17 protein-coding genes and 1 pseudogene are annotated in these 16093 nt (G+C 54.7%); 9 read left to right on the forward strand and 9 right to left on the reverse strand.

The genetic code is table 11. The features are described 5' to 3' along the window. The 9 genes from DXK50_RS16600 to DXK50_RS16640 form a co-directional block, all read right to left on the reverse strand. A partial coding sequence (locus DXK50_RS16600; RefSeq protein ID WP_212631089.1) for a twin-arginine translocation signal domain-containing protein occupies positions 1–193 on the reverse strand: 193 nt, incomplete at its 3' end. Further along, positions 190–768, reverse strand: a complete 579-nt coding sequence (locus DXK50_RS16605; RefSeq protein ID WP_212631090.1) for an antibiotic biosynthesis monooxygenase — start codon at positions 766–768, stop codon at positions 190–192. The genes DXK50_RS16605 and DXK50_RS16600, both read right to left, overlap by 4 nt. A gap of 61 nt (positions 769–829) precedes the next feature. Continuing rightward, entirely contained in the window at positions 830–1516 is a 687-nt protein-coding gene (locus DXK50_RS16610; protein WP_212631091.1) for a hydrolase, read from the reverse strand. Positions 1517–2119: 603 nt separating this feature from the next. Next, positions 2120–2569: a helix-turn-helix domain-containing protein gene (locus DXK50_RS16615; protein WP_212631092.1), complete on the reverse strand. Its 450-nt coding sequence runs from the start codon at positions 2567–2569 to the stop codon at positions 2120–2122. 103 nt (positions 2570–2672) lie between these two features. After that, a complete protein-coding gene (locus DXK50_RS16620) occupies positions 2673–3407 on the reverse strand; it encodes an amino acid ABC transporter ATP-binding protein (protein ID WP_212631313.1) in 735 nt (244 codons plus the stop codon). Between the two features lie 19 nt (positions 3408–3426). Then, positions 3427–4113: an amino acid ABC transporter permease gene (locus DXK50_RS16625; RefSeq protein WP_212631093.1), complete on the reverse strand. Its 687-nt coding sequence runs from the start codon at positions 4111–4113 to the stop codon at positions 3427–3429. Further along, positions 4110–4856: an amino acid ABC transporter permease gene (locus DXK50_RS16630; RefSeq protein WP_212631094.1), complete on the reverse strand. Its 747-nt coding sequence runs from the start codon at positions 4854–4856 to the stop codon at positions 4110–4112. Before DXK50_RS16630 ends, DXK50_RS16625 begins: the two co-directional genes overlap by 4 nt. 20 nt (positions 4857–4876) lie before the next feature. After that, on the reverse strand, positions 4877–5764 hold the full coding sequence (locus tag DXK50_RS16635; RefSeq protein ID WP_212631095.1) for a transporter substrate-binding domain-containing protein: 888 nt from the start codon (positions 5762–5764) through the stop codon (positions 4877–4879). Positions 5765–5785: 21 nt separating this feature from the next. Beyond that, positions 5786–6952, reverse strand: coding sequence for a trans-sulfuration enzyme family protein (locus DXK50_RS16640; protein ID WP_212631096.1), 1167 nt, complete (start codon positions 6950–6952; stop codon positions 5786–5788). 110 nt (positions 6953–7062) lie between these two features. Here DXK50_RS16640 and DXK50_RS16645 point away from each other — a divergent pair, with 110 nt between their 5' ends. From DXK50_RS16645 to DXK50_RS16685, 9 genes and pseudogenes are all read left to right on the forward strand, one after another. Beyond that, complete coding sequence (locus DXK50_RS16645; RefSeq protein WP_212631097.1) at positions 7063–7944, forward strand: LysR family transcriptional regulator; 882 nt, start codon at positions 7063–7065, stop codon at positions 7942–7944. Positions 7945–8806: 862 nt separating this feature from the next. Next, a complete protein-coding gene (locus DXK50_RS16650) occupies positions 8807–9250 on the forward strand; it encodes a LexA family protein (protein WP_212631098.1) in 444 nt (147 codons plus the stop codon). Beyond that, positions 9247–9366, forward strand: a pseudogene (locus DXK50_RS16655) (Y-family DNA polymerase); the annotation flags it as partial. The gene DXK50_RS16650 and the pseudogene DXK50_RS16655, both read left to right, overlap by 4 nt. Positions 9367–9473: 107 nt before the next feature. Next, positions 9474–10631: a tyrosine-type recombinase/integrase gene (locus DXK50_RS16660; protein ID WP_043250033.1), complete on the forward strand. Its 1158-nt coding sequence runs from the start codon at positions 9474–9476 to the stop codon at positions 10629–10631. A gap of 10 nt (positions 10632–10641) precedes the next feature. Next, complete coding sequence (locus tag DXK50_RS16665) at positions 10642–12258, forward strand: hypothetical protein (RefSeq protein WP_249186910.1); 1617 nt, start codon at positions 10642–10644, stop codon at positions 12256–12258. A gap of 522 nt (positions 12259–12780) precedes the next feature. Further along, the gene (locus DXK50_RS24985; protein WP_249186911.1) at positions 12781–14091 is read left to right on the forward strand and encodes a site-specific integrase; all 1311 of its coding nucleotides are present in this window, start codon (positions 12781–12783) and stop codon (positions 14089–14091) included. Next, the gene (locus DXK50_RS16675) at positions 14084–14497 is read left to right on the forward strand and encodes a hypothetical protein (RefSeq protein ID WP_015060171.1); all 414 of its coding nucleotides are present in this window, start codon (positions 14084–14086) and stop codon (positions 14495–14497) included. Before DXK50_RS24985 ends, DXK50_RS16675 begins: the two co-directional genes overlap by 8 nt. Positions 14498–14652: 155 nt before the next feature. Further along, entirely contained in the window at positions 14653–15438 is a 786-nt protein-coding gene (locus tag DXK50_RS16680; protein WP_003125309.1) for an SDR family NAD(P)-dependent oxidoreductase, read from the forward strand. A gap of 62 nt (positions 15439–15500) precedes the next feature. Further along, positions 15501–16061 carry a TetR/AcrR family transcriptional regulator gene (locus DXK50_RS16685; protein ID WP_015060170.1) on the forward strand — a complete coding sequence of 187 codons (561 nt, stop codon included), beginning with the start codon at positions 15501–15503 and terminating at the stop codon, positions 16059–16061. Positions 16062–16093: the final 32 nt, after the last annotated feature.

The following is a 16093-nucleotide window of genomic DNA, read 5'->3' on the forward strand; positions in this document are numbered from 1 at the left end:
CAGGATCGACCGTATGCAGACGGCCATTGAACAGGATGAGATCGGCGCTCATGGAGCCTCCCGGGGAACTGGTTGAAGAGTCACTGGCGAAGGTGGCGAAAGGCAGGGCGGACCAGATGGCTCCAGCGGCGCCGAGAACGCTGCTGGTGGCGAGGAAATGTCGGCGCTTCGGGTCGGAGGGATCCTGACTCATGATCGATCCTCATCTACGGTTGGGCTCAGCCAGGCGGCGAACAGCCTCGTGGCCATGGGCATGAACAGGTACACCACAAGCAGGACGATGCTCAGGGTGATCACGACGTTGCTCGGCACGTAACCGCCAAGCCAGGGAATACGGTGGAACAACGGTTGCCAAAGCAGCGGCACCAGCACACTAAGTGGCAGGATCACCAGGAAGGTGACGCAGGCTTGTTTCCACCTTGGCGGCGGCGTCTGCGTGGCTTCTGGCATGAACCAGAACTCCTTGCCTTGGGCGATCTCCAACTGGTCGCCGGTGCGCAACATCGGCTCAACCTCAGCGATCAACTGATGCCTTTGTTCAGAATCGATCCAGCTCTGCAGCTGCTGCAGGCTGGAGAAGCGCAGCACGCTGGTGAACTGCGCCACGCATGGCTGACGGCTGCGTACCACGTCCACACCGAGGTGGCCGGGGCATTGGCTGGCAGTGGCGATGATGCGGCGCAACCAAGCCTCGTAAAGTTGCACGTGGCTGGGACGAACCTGATGGCGCACCACCAGGGTGACGGTTTCCGCTTGCGTCTGGTTCATTAGGCTGTCTCCGCATCTGCGAGTTGGGGCCAGCCTCCGCCACGCGAAGGCTGGCATCGGCTCAGATAGGTGCGGCGACAGGGGCCATGGTCGGGCCGTGCTGCACGCGCTCGGGCGCCTTGTGGACCATGGTGTAGGCGTAGTCGACGCCCATGCCGTAGGCACCGGAGTGCTCCTTGACCAGGTTCATGACGGCGTCGTAGGTGTCGCGGTTCTTCCAGTCGCGCTGCCATTCCAGCAACACCTGCTGCCAGGTCACCGGTACCACGCCGGCCTGGATCATGCGTTGCATGGCGTAGTCGTGCGCTTCCTTGGTAGTGCCACCGGATGCATCGGCAACCATGTAGATCTCGTAATCGGCATCGTGCATGGCAGACAGCGCGAAGGTCGCGTTGCAAACCTCAGTCCAAAGTCCGGCGACAACGATCTTCTTACGGCCATTTTTCTTCAGGGCATCGCGCACCTTCTGGTCGTCCCAGGAGTTCATTGAGGTGCGCTCAAGCAACGGCGCATCGGGGAACACGGCGAGCAGCTCGGGGTAGGTGTGGCCGGAGAAGCTTTCGGTCTCGACCGTGGTGATAGTGGTAGGAATGTCGAAGATCTTCGCAGCCTTAGCGAGCGCAACGGTATTGTTCTTCAGTGTTTGCCGATCAATGCTCTGCACACCGAACGCCATCTGAGGTTGGTGGTCGATGAAGATGAGCTGGCTGTTTTTAGGGGTTAGGACTTCAGTTTTAGAATTTTTCATCATTGTTTCCTCTCAGCGGATAATGGGTTTTGGAACATCTCTCGGCGGCATATCTGCGTCGTTTTATTCCAGAAAAACTGGATTTCGAGGCAAATCGCTTTCCGGCGAGCGAGCTTCGAACATGCTTGATCTAGCTCAGTTGAATGGCCGTCCCAAGCTGGCTGCCATAAAATTTAATTCACAACCAGCTCGGATTAGGTACATGTAGCTAGGCCATTCGCTAACATTCTAGAAATATTTTTTACTGTGATTTGTACGGTTGTGCCGTAATGTTGATCTGCTTGTAAATATTTTGGAGTTGGAGTCTAGGTCAGAGATCAAACCTCAATCTTAAAGCCCTTGTGCCGCGATTAGAAAAGAGCCGATTGAGGCATTGCGGCTTAAAAAGCGCACATCGATACAAGCCAGGACTATTAATCGCAGACCTAGTGGCAGAGGTACGGCTATTGAGAAGGCAGCGAGTTAACAATCAGGTGCAAACTCTCGGCTACTTGAATAGCGCAGCCCTGAGCTGCGTTTTCTGAGGCCAACCTTTGAGCGTTCAAATTTGGCGCTTCATGTCAAGCAAAAAGCTAAAAAGCAAGCCTGTTTAATAATTAGTATTTACGTGTTCGAATGCCGACCAAGCTCAATGGAGCTCGGCACTAGTTGATTCTGACGAACGGCACTGCGCCAGGCCTTCGGATTGATCCCTTCAAGCTTGGAAAAGGTACGGCAAAAGTGCGATTGGTCGCAAAAACCACATTCCAGACTGATATGTATTAGACTCAGGTCGGACTCGCTCAGCAGTTCTTTGGCCTGGCGGATTCGTTGCAAGTGATTCCATTCTTTGGGCGAAAAGCCGGTGTTGGATTTAAACGCCCTGGAGAAATGGCTACGTGACATTGAGCAAGCCGTTGCAAGCTCGACGACGCTGATCCAGCGCCCCGCGTGATTGGCAATCAGTTGTTTAGCCAGAGCTTCCTTCCAAGGCGCGAGCCCACCTAATGCTCGTTTCTTTTCGTCAACTTTCTCTGCTTTTGTCAAACAGTAGGCGTGCGAAAGACTCGCCATAACAGACACTCCTGTAATGGATTCCAGTTGGTAGGTAAAACCAGAGAGCGGTTTCTTGCTGAACCGCGCAGTATTAACGCAGCCCCGATGGGGCCGTAGCTAATTAGTAGGGCAGAATCTGCTTAACAAAGTCCCGTGTTCGTACGGGACGGCTTTCCAGGCCGCAAAAAAATCTTTCTGTACTACAGTCTTCGATAATCTGTCCTTGATCCATGAAAATCATCCGATCGCTCACCTTGCGGGCAAAACCCATTTCATGGGTTACACAGACCATAGTCATGCCTTCCTCCGCCAGCTTGACCATGACTTCCAGAACCTCGCATACCATTTCGGGATCGAGTGCAGAAGTCGGTTCATCAAACAGCATCGCAATTGGGTCCATGGTCAACGCTCTTGCAATGGCAACCCGTTGCTGCTCGCCTCCAGATAACTGGCCGGGATGCTTGTTGCGATGAGCAAGCATTCCCACTTTTTGTAAGTACGCTTCGGCCCGTTCGATAGACTCGGACTTGCTGCGCTTTAGCACACGCAATTGTCCCAAAGTGAGGTTCTCGAGTACGCTGAGGTGCGGAAACAGTTCGAAGCTCTGAAACACGATACCGATGCGGCTGCGTAATTTCGTAAAGTCGGTTTTGGCGTGGGTGAGCGAAACACCGTCCACTACTATATCCCCGCTGGTAATCCCCTCTAAGCCATTTAGAGTCTTGAGCAGTGTAGATTTTCCCGATCCCGAAGGACCACAAATCACTACAACTTCCCCTCGCGCGACCGACAACGAGCAATTTGAAAGAACTTCTAAGCATCCATAATGTTTAGTGACTTCTTTAACTTCAATCATGGTTGTCATCGCACGCTGCTCAGTAGGCTTGCTGGTTCTTTTTTCGCAGGTAGTTGGCGAGAGCCACTCCCGTGCTGCAGATCGCTAGGTAGACGGCGGCCGCAAACAGATAAAACTCCACCAGCTGGCCGTTTCGCAGTCCTATCTGTCCAGCTGCGCCGAAGAAATCGTTCAGGCTGATGACGTACACAAGGGAAGTGTCCTTGAGTAGACCGACTGCTTGGTTGACTAAAGACGGGCTCATGTTTCGCAACGCCTGCGGTAGCACTACCCAGCGAACGCACTGCAAGGTGCTCATTCCTATGGCTTTACCCGCCGCCATCTGGCCGCTTCTTACGCTGCCGATGCCAGCGCGGACTATCTCACAGAAGTAAGCCGATTCTGCGAGAACTAGGGCGATGATGGCCGAGTACATCGGACCTACCGTGAGGTATGGATCGCCCGTGAGCTTTCTGAGCACGAAGGGCATGAGAAGAAACATCCAGAAAATCATCAGAATTAACGGCATGGCGCGAAAGAAATTTACATATCCTGCGGCCAACTTGGCGAGCGGCTTTGGACCATATATACGTACTACCGCCAGCAGACATCCCATGGTGAAACCCAAGGCCAACGCTACTGCAGCCAATAGCAAGGTGGTTTTCATACCTTGAGCTAGGTATGGCAGCGCAGGGATGATCCCGGCCCAGTTGAAATCGTAGTTCATCGTTGAACGCCCGCAGTAATCAGGCCGGGAACAGCCATTCTGGATTCCAATCGGCGCATCCCGATTACTACTAGATAGGTGATCGTCATATAGATCAATGTCGCTGCAATAAACGACTCAAAGGGATGGCCGGTGAACTCGCTGATGTGTCGGCTTTGTCCGGTGAGCTCCATCAAGCCGATGGTTAATGCCGCAGCCGAGTTCTTGAAGACATTCATGAAGTCGGAGGTGAGTGGGGGCAAAACCACGCGGAACGTCTGCGGTAGCAGAACGAACCGGTACACGTGCCACGTGCTTAACCCTATTGCCCTCGCTGCCCTGGCCTGCTCCGGCGGTACAGAGCGGAGCCCGGCGCGCACTTGCTCAGCCACACCTGCGGTGGTGTAGAGCGTCAAGCAAAATATGACACTCAGAAATTGGTTGAGGGTGGGATCCATTTGCTTGATCGCGTTACCCCACGGAACAGGCAGCAGCTCCGGGACCACGAAATACCAGAGGAACAGCTGCACCAGCAGTGGCGTGTTACGAAAGCAATGAACGTACACTGCCGATGGCCGGCGCAACCATGCGATGCTCGAGTTACGCGCGATGCCCGTGAAGGTTCCAAGCACCAACGCAAACGCCCAGGAAAGCAATGACAGTACCAGCGTCCATAACACGCCTTCTGCCAGCAACATTCCATACAAGCCTTCGCCTGTGGTGGAGGGTTGGAAGAATATGCTCCAGTCCCAGCTGTAGTTCATGAGAGACGTACCTGAAAGGTCTACTCGAAGGCGTGATCGTTGGGGTTTTGGTAAAGCTGCGCATTTTCACGGGACAACGGCACCTGAATCTCCAAGCCACCGTTAACGTCAATGCGAGTGTTGAAATACTTGTTGTACAGCTCGAGCATTTCTCCAGAGGTCTGCATCTCGCTAATCACCGAATCCGCCAGTTTTTTGAAAGCCGGATCATCCTTGCGCAGCATGCATCCGTAAGCCTCGCGTGACTGTGGGGTGCCCACTACCGCCCACTGCTCGGGTGTTCTGGCGATGGCAATATTGCCGAAGAAAATGATGTCGTCGCCCATCGAGGCGACTGCGCGGCCGGTTTCCACCATGTTGAAATTGGAGATGGTGTCCTTCGTCAACAGGATGCTGATATCCAGATCCCTTTCCCTATTGAGGATGCGCAACAAGCGCTCTGAGGTGGTGCCGGCCTCTACTGCGACCGTCTTGCCCTTGAGGTCGGCGAAATCAAGCACGCCTGAGTCCTTTCGAGTCAAAAGACGCGTTTCTGTCACAAAGTAGGTGTTGGAGAACGACACCTGCTTTTGGCGCTCGCGGTTGTTGGTAGTGGAGCTGCATTCAATGTCGACGGTTTGATTGGCAACCAGAGCAATTCTTGTTTGTGGCGTAAGGCCCACTGTGTTGATTTGCAATTCGGCCAGCGCCAGCTCTTTCTGAGCCCGCCTTGCAATGCGCAGAGAAATCTCCCAACCGAGGCCAGCCTGACGGCCACTGTCGTCTACGAAGTTAAACGGCGTAGACGCTTCTCGGGTGCCGAGAGTGACCGCACCGGTGGCCTTAATCTTGTCCAGCGTGCCGGCGCTCTGCGCCAAGACCAGTTCAGACACGAGCAAGAGAGGGGCGGCTGCCGATAACTTTTTCATTCTTTGTCCCAGCTGTTGGGGTTATTCCCTGGTAAGCGTCGAGAATGCTCTCTCGAGATCCTCCAACAACACGTCCAAGGGTTCGAGACCAATGTGCAGACGCAAAATCCAAGCGGAGCCGTTCCAGGGCACCGAGGTGCGCGAACCGCTGATATCATTCAGTGCTATCAGGCTATGTGTGCCACCCCAGCTCGCACCGATCTGAAAGTGCTCAAGGCTGTCGACAAAGCGCTCGATTTTGCTTTGACTCATTTCGTTCAACGTCAAACTGATTACGCCATTGCCTCCGCTGAAGTAGCGTTTGAAGCGCGTATGTTGCTTGTCACCTTCCAGCGAGGGGATGTAGACCTCAGCCACATGTGCCTGAGTTGTCAACCACTTGGCTACCTGATGAGCACGCTTGGCATGCTCCGCAAGTCGCACCGGCAGCGTCTGCAGTCCGCGGAGAACTAGGTAGGCGTCGTCCGCACCCACACCAGTACCAAGGTTGATAAAAGACATCTTCAGCTTTTCGTATAGCTTGCGGTCCCTAACGGTACAAGCGCCCATGCAGACGTCAGAGTGGCCGCTGGCGTATTTCGAAAGCGACGTACTGACAATGTCCACACCATGCTCGAAGCAGTTGATCAGCCCGAATCCCCATGCATTATCCATCAGGACCAGGCTGGATTTTCGATGGGCCTGAGCCGCAATGGCGGTGATGTCTTGGATCTCCATGGTGTAAGAGCCAGGCGACTCAAGTACCACCAGCTTGGTTGCGCAGGTGAGCCATGGCTCGATGGTCGCGGCGTCGGCGGGGAAGAAGGTATGGGTAATGCCATAGCGCGCCAGCAGCGATGTGCACAGGTCTCGGGTCGGGCCATAGACACAGTCCGCCAGCAGGACATGGTCTCCCTGCTTCAGCAGAGCCAGCATCGGGTGCGTCACTGCCGCTAAGCCGGAAGGCAGCAAGATGCTGAATTCCCCTCCCTCGATGGCCGCGATCTGCGCTTCCAGTGCCTTGCCTGTGGGCGTTCCATACAAGCCATAGCTGAAGCCATCAAGCATTCGCTCATGGCGCTTGAGAAAGCTCCCTGCAGAGGGATAGGTCAGCGTCGAGGCGCGGTGAATTGGCATATTCAGCGCGTGGAAATTGGGCATCGCGGCGCGAATAAGACGAAGATTTGCAGGCAGATAAAGAGATTTCACGGAAGGCCTTTGGCATCGCCATGTGCATAGGCTTCCTAAGGTGGATGATTGTCCGTATAACTTCTAATGCAAAGATGTCTTGAATCAATTCAGATTTGATATAGGTGAGCATGAATCATCGGCAGATTGAGGCCTTCCGGGCAGTAATGGTAACGGGCAGCACGGTAAAGGCTGCCGAAATGATCCACACCTCGCAGCCAGTCGTTAGCCGGTTGATCGGGCAGTTAGAAAACAATCTGCGCTTAAAGCTTTTCGAGCGTGAGTCCTCAAGACTGCGTCCCACTCCCGAGGCCAAGTCGCTCTTCGTGGACGTTGAAAAGCACTTCTCCGGCATGGATCAGCTGGAGAAGAAGGCCAAAAGCCTACGCGACGGACGAAGCGGATTGCTTTCCATAGCTTGTTTGCCGGCAATGGCCTATGGCCCCATGCCGAAGTTTTTAGCTGAGCTGCAGCGACAGTTACCTGACCTGGCTATCCGCTTGGAGGTCAATTCATCAAATGAGGTACGCGAACTGATCGCCAGCGGGCGCTGCGATATCGGTTTTGCGGCCGAGGAGATTGATACACACGGAATCGTGGCTCGAAGTATCGCTCGACGTAGAGCTTTACTTGCAGTACCCACCGGCCACCCGGTAGCGGACCTTCCTAAGGTGTCCGTTCTGGATCTGGCGGAATACCCCTATCTTGGGCTGTCTTCCACTGATTCGACCCAGCGTTTCTTGAACAGTGTGATGGCCTCTGCGGGAAAGGCGCTACGGATCACCATTGAAACACCTTATACCTTGACTATCGCTTCCTTGGTCGTCAGTGGCGCAGGTATCGGTCTGGTCGATCCTATTGCCCTCGACGCGTTTGAATGGCCCGGTTTGAAGCTGGTCCCGCTGGTGGAAAATATCCATTTCAATACCCTGGTCATCCATAGCGCGACTGCTCCGCTTTCAGCACCTGCAAACCTGTTGATCCGTATCGCTGAAGATTTTCTTTCCCGCTGAATAGCTGCTTTTGGTCTGCATCTCCACGCCACTTCTAGAGGAAAAATTGTTGGCGGACGGCCGTTAAGGACAGGCCACAAATGTCAGCTGTTAGACTTACACCAATGGCTGCTTTTGGCCGAAAGCGGCCTTTTGAGCCTGTGGGGCAGACTACTCAAGAGCCCTTAACGAAGGCCATCTATCATGGATCCACCTATATTCTTCGGGTGGATCGGTGGTTACGACATAGACCCGTAAATCCTCTCCCTCGCCAATCACCAAGCATTCCAGAGCGTAGCCCTCTGGCACGTCAAACCAGTGTGATGGTCTTGTCTTGCTTCCAGGTTGTCCTTCTTTCTCCATAAAACGCTGCACCATGCCGAAGCCACGGCGCGGTCGGTACTTTGCCCAACCCCCGGCCTCCACCGTGCTGAGTCGTGCCCAGCCGCCCTGTGGACCACTGCCGGGCTCCTCCTTCCGCCGCCCCCAATGAATCCAGTCCAACTGGCCGCTGTCTTCCAGCAGTACCGGTATGGCTGCCTTGGGGTTGGGGAAGTAGATCTTCCAGACCTTGTCCGCTTCGCGAGCCTCTACACCGCCGCACATAGGGCTTTCCTCTGCTGGAAATCGTCACACGTAGTGCCTACGTCTCGTAGGCAATCAGCGTAGCAAGCGCATCCCTGCAACAGGAAAACCTTCCGTGAGATGCACGGCCCTGCCTCCTTGCGGTGGAGCGCGCGGCCCCGATGTTGATCTGGGAGGTGGGAGGGCAGCAGAACCCAGTGCGCGCTGACGCCTCCTGTCGGGGCTGTCCAGCAGCCGATTGACTGGCAAACTTACTTCGCAAATACTGTTCTTATATACAGTATTGGTGAATGTTCCGATGTCATCTCTCTCGATACTTGCCCGCGGTAAACGGCTGCGCGAGCGCTTGCTCACCGATGTTGCTGCGGATTTGCGCATTACAGGATTCCAATTGCCCGCCGAGGACGAGAAGGAGGAGGGGCTTTCCCTCGACCGTCTCACCGGCTTGGGCGCACCGCACATCTGGGGTGTCCAGGTGCTGGACGACAGCCTGGTCGGATTCGGCATCTTTCCTGGTGATCGGCTGATCGTGAACCGGTCAGCGAGTCATCTCGATGACAAGCTGGTGGTAGTGGATCTGGGCGGAGAGGGATATCGAGTGCGTCTGGTGCAGCGGGATCTATTCGGAGGCCGCTGGCTGAAGGCGGCTGACCCGGCCGTACCGGATGTGCAGCTGGACGGCGAGGAGATCATCGAGGTCTGGGGCGTGGTGTCATGGGTGATCAGTCGCGTGTCGCCATGAGCCATCGGCGGCGTGTGTTCGCGCTGATCGACTGCAATTCGTTCTATTGCAGTTGCGAGCGCATCTGTCAGCCTGCGTTGAAGCGCCGCCCCGTGGTGGTGCTCTCGAATAACGATCTGATGGGTGGCTTCCGTTAGTAAATGAACTACAGTCCGCACCACCGAGAAGAGGCCTATGAGAGCTTCGGAAAGGGAGTCATTGGGTTGGTGTGTAAGGCTGTGAAATGAGGCTGGTGTTCGCAACAAAAGACCTTGTCGTAGCAGGGCGATCCTTTGAAGGCTTTCCGCTATTGATTGGCGCCGACGGTTGGCCAGTGGAGCCGGCGCAGTCTTTCCTCTGGCACACCTTGATTGAGTCTGGTGAGGCTCTAAGCCCCTTGACGTGGGAGGCCTATGGCCGGCGTCTCTTTGACTACTTCGCCTTTCTTGAAGCGAACGATCTCGCGTGGAACGAAGAGAGCCAGGCAGATGGATTGAGTGTCCTATCACGGTATCGCGACTGGTCGAGCAGTGAGCTGGAGCTAGACCCCAGCACTTTAAACAAGCGCCTGAGTCTGGTGGTGAGGTTCTACCAATGGGCCAAGCAGCGCGATCTGATCGCTGTACTGCCGTTTGGTGAGCGCAGGGTCAGGACGACACCGCATGCCGGTTTCCTCAGCCACGTAGCGCGGCCAAATACCGAGAGCAAGAAGCCTTCGGTTATGGTGCGGGAGCGTAGACGCTTGACCAAATTCCTGACCAAAGACCAGGCGAAGATTTGCCTTGCTATGGACACCGATCCAAGCCACCGGATCTTGCTCCACCTGATGGTTCGTACTGGTCTGCGCTCCTGCGAGGCACGCACCTTTCCTCAAAAGTACGTCTTCAATCCTCGGCTCAAGAAGGGGCTACGCCCTGGGCAGATGATCAGCGTCGCCCTTGACCCATCAGACATGTATCTCAAGTACAGCAGGCCTCGGACTATCGACGTGCCCTGGTCGCTGATGGAGGACATGTGGTCGTACTCACTTCATGTGCGTGAGGTGCGCAAGGCGGCCGGAAATGAGCGCGCCACCGCTCTGGTGCTTACCAAGCAAGGGAGGCAGTACTCGAAAGACTCCATCGTTGATGTGATGAAGGCATATGAGCGCAAGTGTGGCTTCTACGTCCGGGCCCACATGCTCCGCCACACCTATGGGACTTATACCCTCCGGGCGCTGAGGAAGAGCCGAGACTTCCAAGGAGAGCCTCTGCTCTATGTCCGCGACAGGATGGGGCACTCGGACGTCCAGACAACGATGGTGTACCTGCACCTAATCAACCAGCTCGAGGCCCAGTCCGTCCTCGCCCATGAAGACGAGATCGACATGATGTTCCTCACAGGAACTACTCCAAGCGCTTGAGGTAATACCATTGGCTCGCAAGAAGAACTATAAGGCCGAAATGCAATCGGTCACGAAAGGGTTTGAAGCAATTGAAGATGACCTTGTGATCCTTTTGCCAAAAAATCCACGTAAGGTTGGGAAGATTGATCACGCGCAGTATATGGGGGTAGGGTTTGACGCATGGGCCGTTCAGTGCACTCATGTCATAAGAGCGCTGTTGAACTCCGGAAATTTCTCCACTTCCACTCTAATTGGGTACTCCAGCAACGGGCTGCGCTACTTTCTGGCGTTCTTGAAAGGCGGCGCTTTAGACAGTCCCCCTTCGGTTCCGAATAGCCTGGAAAAACGGCATCTAGAGAGATTCGTCTCGTGGCTGAAGCTCAAATACCCGAACGGAACGACGGCGAAGAACTGTTACACCGCGTTTAAGTCATTGGTTATTAGTCTAATTGAATATGGCTTCATTGAGGCTAGTCGCGACGATTTGCTTCCTGACATTCCATTTCCAAACAATGCGAAGACCATTGGCGACACGAAGCCTCTCACGCTTGCGGAAATGCAGCGGCTTATTTCTGCGCTAAAGGCTGATCTAATTTCAATTCACAAGAGTACCTTTGTAGGAAATGCTGCAGAAGCTATGACAGTTCTGTTCCTGATCACCGCTGCCAGGTCTGGAATTAACACCACGCCGCTGCTGGAAATGACTAGAGACGCACTGCAGCCTCATCCATTCATTCCTAATCTAAGGATACTCACCACTGTAAAGAGACGCGGCAAAGGTGCTCAGAGCAAGACTATTAGACAAACTGAGATTCATGACGAGTACAGCGCTATTCCACTGGATGGCGTGGCTGTCGTAAACAAGGCACTCACCATTTCAGCTCCTTTGGTTGAACTGGCACCAGAGGAACTTAAGTCTCACATTTGGCTTTATCACTCAGGCCAGCCAGGCCGCGAGCACATAATCGTCAGCCTCAGTGCTGGATCTGTTTTTCAATCAACAAAAAGTATTTGCGAGCGACATTCTCTGAAGGACGATAAAGGTGAATCACTGGTCGTCAATCTAATGCGTCTTCGAAAGACGATGGAGAGCAGGCTCTGGAAGTTAAGTGGAGGAGACCTTTTAGAGGTTTCTGCTGTGATGGGGCATTCTCCAGGCGTCGCTGATAACCACTACCTGAAAATCAACGACGAGATCAAAACCGAGGGGGCCATCTTCGTTGGAGAGGCTTTCCCTGATCAGCTGCGAGGCCTCAACGTTACCCCTACGCCACCTGGAGGCTGCAAGGATAGTCTCTACGGAAGCTTGGCCCCCAAAGACGGGGTCACCCATTGCTCGAAGTTCATTCATTGCCTGACATGCCCTAGTTACGCGATTGTGGGAAGTTTGGAAGACTTGTATCGGCTGTTCAGCTATCAGCAGTTTCTGCATGCTGAGATTGAGTACTTCTTAACTGATGAATGGGAGGCTTGGCGGCAGCGACAGAGCAGCATAATTGCACTTATTGATCGCTTCACTTCTCGCAAGTTCAGTCAAGCGTTAATTGGTGAGGCGAGGGCCAAGGCAGAAGAGTCTCCTCATCCCTTCTGGATCAGCAAGATCAAGCTCATGAAAAAGATCCGAGGTGATTCACTTGTCGGTTAATCGAAACTCCAAAGCTTCCCTAAAGGCATATGACGTCCTTTTTACGCAGCCTGTCACTGCCTCGGGTCTTGGTAAGTCTGAACGCGATTCGATAATCATAAGCGCCATTGTCAATGATAGTGGCGAGACTCTCGTGCTGAGTCGATTTGGAGATCCACGGTGGGATCTGCGACCGTTTTTCGATCAGTCCAATGTTGGCGAGAGCGGCAAATTCGTAGCTGGGATACGAGCCTTCCAGTTGAGTTAATAGACGATTGCAAGTCCGTCGCGTATGCATGGTTCAAAAGAGGTCTTCCAGGATCAAAGCCGCCCGTCGCTCGCGGAATCACAACGCTTGTTGGGGCTAGTGTTATACCCTTTGTTCGTTGGCTCAGCACCCTCGGGGTTAAACGATTTTCCGATGTCCGGCCTATACACATAAGCAACTACATTCACCAGTGCAAGTCAGAGTCATTGAGGCCTCTCCCTCTCTACTCGAAGCTGCGGATTGTTGACCTGCTATGGATTTTTTCTGCCGAAACAATGCATCCCCTTGAGCAATATCCGTGGGGGAGTTCTTCGCTGTGGCGAGTAAGTGGGGTTGGCGAGACACGGGGTGTTTCGGCCGCCAACAAGAACACGGGAAGAACGGATATCATTCCGCCTGATGACCAATCCAAAATATTCAACTATTGCGAGCAAGTCATTCGAGAAACCAAGGCGGATCTTGAAGCGTCAGGAGTCGAATCCTTCACCCGCCGCAGTCCAAAAACGATTCGCTGTCGGGATGCGGTGTTGTACGTCTCTTCCATTACTAGCGGCATGCGGAACGAAGAGGTAATTGGGGTTGATTCGGGGGCATGGCGGAAAGAGACCGTTGATGGCGTAACCTTCTGCTGGGTAACCACCACTGAGCATAAAACTGGAAAGGGTCGTGTCGATTACCTCGTTCCGGAACTGACTTTGGACGCGCTTGAGCTCTTGGCCAAGTGCACGACTCCAATGAGGCAAGAGCTTGAGGCTGAGGTCTATGAGCTAGAGCAGATGGCACCCTCGTCCAGATCCGCTGAGCATTTGCTCCGGTTAGAGAAGGCCCGAAAGGATTCGAAGAGGTTGTTTCTCTGTTTGAACGGATCAGGCAACAAATCTGAAAGGTTAGCGCACATTGAAGTGCTTGGACAGGCTGGCTCGAATGAGTCCTTCAAGCGCATCGCAAAAGCCGCTGGAAGTGACTGGCCGCTGCGCACTCACCAGTGCCGGCGAACCTATGCCCGTTGCTTCGTTGAGTCGCGGATGGGGCGCACCTCGCTCGTCTTCCTCAAGTGGCAGCTCAAGCACAGCAGTATGAGCATGACCCAGCTCTACGCCTCCAATCCGCTCCAGGATCTGACGCTGTTCGATGAGATCCTGCAGCAGATGACGGAGTTCAAGATCGACCTCATTGAGTCCTGGCTTGATGACCAGCCTTTGGCAGGTGGTGCCGGGAGCAAAATCGTTGAGTTGCGTGCGATTCCGGTCAAGGACAGGGCCGCCTTGCTGGCCCAAACGGCACCTCATGCGAACATTCGCGCAACCGGTCACGGATGGTGCATTGCCACTGAGCGTGGTTGCGGAGGCGCTGGGTTGTACGAGGCCACCAGGTGCCCTGGGTGCAAACACTCGGTGATCGATGAGACGTTTGCAGGCACTTGGCAAGGCATCTACTCCCAGCAACGGGAGCTAATGAAAATTGAGGACGCAGGGCCGGCAGTGAAACAGCGTGCAGAGCGCGACCTGCAGGTCGCCCTCGACGTGATCAATAGTCTTGGGTTGTCGCCGGATGACCAGGAGCTTGAGGAGGCTGTGAATGGCTAGCAAGTCGACCGAGCCGTCCAAGGGCCGCTCTCGCCCAAAGACTGCCGATGCGCTCAACAAGGTCATCGATAGGATGCTCGCCGGCAATGAGAAGCTCTCCATCTCCTCGGTCGCCAGAGCGGCAGGCGTCACCCCCGGGCTGATCCATAACACCTACCCGGCCGTGGCGGAGCGTATCCGCAGCCTCATAGGGAAATCGACGCGCGCTCAGCGTGATTCGAAGCACCAGGCGCTCATGAAGGAGAAGGATCTCAACAAAGCCCTCCGCGCAGAGAACAGCCTACTTCTGGAGGAGATCGCTCGCCTTGCCTCCGTGAATCAACGCCTCATGCTTGAGCTAGCACAGCTGAAAGGTGTTGCTCAAGGCAAGGTCATCGAGCTTGCGCCAAAACCAGGGGCAAAGTAGCTCCTGGGCATCACTCTGCAGTCCAGAGTTGATTTAGCCTGGTCGTGCAAGGGTGTACCGGACATTCTCTGACTACTCGATCAGCGGTAGCTTGACATCTCTCCGTTCGAAATCTAGTCTACCAACTAGTAGGTAGACAAACAGAGGGCATCACCATGCAGTTCAAAGGTCGCAAGCTTCTGGTAGTGGGTGGCACGAGTGGCATTGGTCTCGAAACCGCGCAGATGGTCGCCGAGCAAGGCGGTTCGGTTGTGATCGTGGGCAACCGCCCTGAGAAAGCCGAAGCTGCACGCCAACAACTGGCCGCCGTTGCCGGCGAAGACAAGGTCGTGGCCTATGCTGTAGATCTGACCGATTTCGCCAGCGTCCAAGCGCTGATCGAGAAACTGGCCGCAAGCCACAAGGACATTGATCTGATGGTCAATTCCGCGGGTATCTACTACCCGAAAGCATTCATCGAGCACTCGCTTGAGGATTACGACAACTTCCTGAATCTGAACCGCGCCATCTTCTTCCTAACCCGTCAAGTAGCGGCGGAGCTGGTAGCTCAGGGCAAACCCGGTTCGATCGTGAACGTCACCGCGGTAGCAGCCAGGCAGGCGGTCGAGGGTGTTCCGGCCTCGGCCTACTCGATGGCCAAAATTGGCCTGGACACCTTGACCACACACGCGGCAGCAGAGCTGGCCCAGCACGGTATTCGCGTCAACTCGGTCAGCCCGGGTATTGTGGAAACGAAGATCTTCGAGCGCTTCATCCCCGGCGATCAGTTGGCTGGTGCGCTGAATGACTTCAACAATTTCCACCCGCTGGGCCGTAACGGCACTCCGCGTGACGTTGCTGAGTCCATCGTGTTCCTGCTCTCCGACAAGACGTCCTGGGTGACCGGTGCTGTTTGGGACGTGGACGGTGGGGTCATGGCTGGCCGTAAGCAAGGTAAGTAAGATAACTGCGTAGTGGCCGGAATCGCTCTTTTCTGGTCGGGGCGATTACGGCAGGAGAAGTTATGGCACTGGCAACACGGGACGCGTTAATTCAAGCCGCTGAAGGGCTGATGCGCACTAAAGGGTATGCAGCGTTCAGCTATGCAGATCTTGCAGACGCGGTAGGTATTCGCAAGGCGAGCATTCACTACCACTTCCCTACAAAGGAAGACTTGGGGATCGCGATCGTCGAAGAGTACGTCTCGCGGGTGCAAGCCGAGTTCGAGCGAATCGAGATCAATCAGGCAGGTGCAGTTGAGAGGCTCAAGGCTTTCTTTGTGCTCTTCTACTCCAGCACCGAGGGTGGTCTGTTGCCATTGTGTGGTGCGCTAGCAGCTGAAATGGCTGCATTGCCCGACGGGCTTCAACGCCTGACACGACGGTTCTTTGATGTGCAGTTGTCTTGGTTGACCAGAGTGATGGACGAAGGCATTGCCGCTGGTGAGTTAGCCCGGGGGCGAGGGGCCAGAGAAAAGTCTTACTTGCTGCTCAGTATCCTTGAGGGATCGAGCTTCATCAACTGGGCCACCAGGGAAGGTGAGACTGTGAATATTGCTGTCATTCGGATGATCGCAGAGTACTGATCTCTGCCTACAACAGGGCCGATACGCGACCC

It is taken from the genome of Pseudomonas sp. KB-10 (genome assembly GCF_018221585.1).
Classification (GTDB): Bacteria; Pseudomonadota; Gammaproteobacteria; order Pseudomonadales; family Pseudomonadaceae; genus Aquipseudomonas; species Aquipseudomonas yangonensis.

What these genes read in the sequence shown, in the direction of transcription:
- DXK50_RS16680 (WP_003125309.1), top strand. Translation starts at nt 14,653, where the DNA reads ATGCAGTTCAAAGGTCGCAAGCTTCTGGTAGTGGGTGGCACGAGTGGC.
- DXK50_RS16615 (WP_212631092.1), bottom strand. Translation starts at nt 2,569, where the DNA reads ATGGCGAGTCTTTCGCACGCCTACTGTTTGACAAAAGCAGAGAAAGTT.
- DXK50_RS16610 (WP_212631091.1), bottom strand. Translation starts at nt 1,516, where the DNA reads ATGAAAAATTCTAAAACTGAAGTCCTAACCCCTAAAAACAGCCAGCTC.
- DXK50_RS16625 (WP_212631093.1), bottom strand. Translation starts at nt 4,113, where the DNA reads ATGAACTACGATTTCAACTGGGCCGGGATCATCCCTGCGCTGCCATAC.
- DXK50_RS16660 (WP_043250033.1), top strand. Translation starts at nt 9,474, where the DNA reads ATGAGGCTGGTGTTCGCAACAAAAGACCTTGTCGTAGCAGGGCGATCC.
- DXK50_RS16675 (WP_015060171.1), top strand. Translation starts at nt 14,084, where the DNA reads ATGGCTAGCAAGTCGACCGAGCCGTCCAAGGGCCGCTCTCGCCCAAAG.
- DXK50_RS16620 (WP_212631313.1), bottom strand. Translation starts at nt 3,407, where the DNA reads ATGATTGAAGTTAAAGAAGTCACTAAACATTATGGATGCTTAGAAGTT.
- DXK50_RS16635 (WP_212631095.1), bottom strand. Translation starts at nt 5,764, where the DNA reads ATGAAAAAGTTATCGGCAGCCGCCCCTCTCTTGCTCGTGTCTGAACTG.
- DXK50_RS16630 (WP_212631094.1), bottom strand. Translation starts at nt 4,856, where the DNA reads ATGAACTACAGCTGGGACTGGAGCATATTCTTCCAACCCTCCACCACA.
- DXK50_RS16645 (WP_212631097.1), top strand. Translation starts at nt 7,063, where the DNA reads ATGAATCATCGGCAGATTGAGGCCTTCCGGGCAGTAATGGTAACGGGC.
- DXK50_RS16605 (WP_212631090.1), bottom strand. Translation starts at nt 768, where the DNA reads ATGAACCAGACGCAAGCGGAAACCGTCACCCTGGTGGTGCGCCATCAG.
- DXK50_RS16650 (WP_212631098.1), top strand. Translation starts at nt 8,807, where the DNA reads ATGTCATCTCTCTCGATACTTGCCCGCGGTAAACGGCTGCGCGAGCGC.
- DXK50_RS24985 (WP_249186911.1), top strand. Translation starts at nt 12,781, where the DNA reads ATGCATCCCCTTGAGCAATATCCGTGGGGGAGTTCTTCGCTGTGGCGA.
- DXK50_RS16685 (WP_015060170.1), top strand. Translation starts at nt 15,501, where the DNA reads ATGGCACTGGCAACACGGGACGCGTTAATTCAAGCCGCTGAAGGGCTG.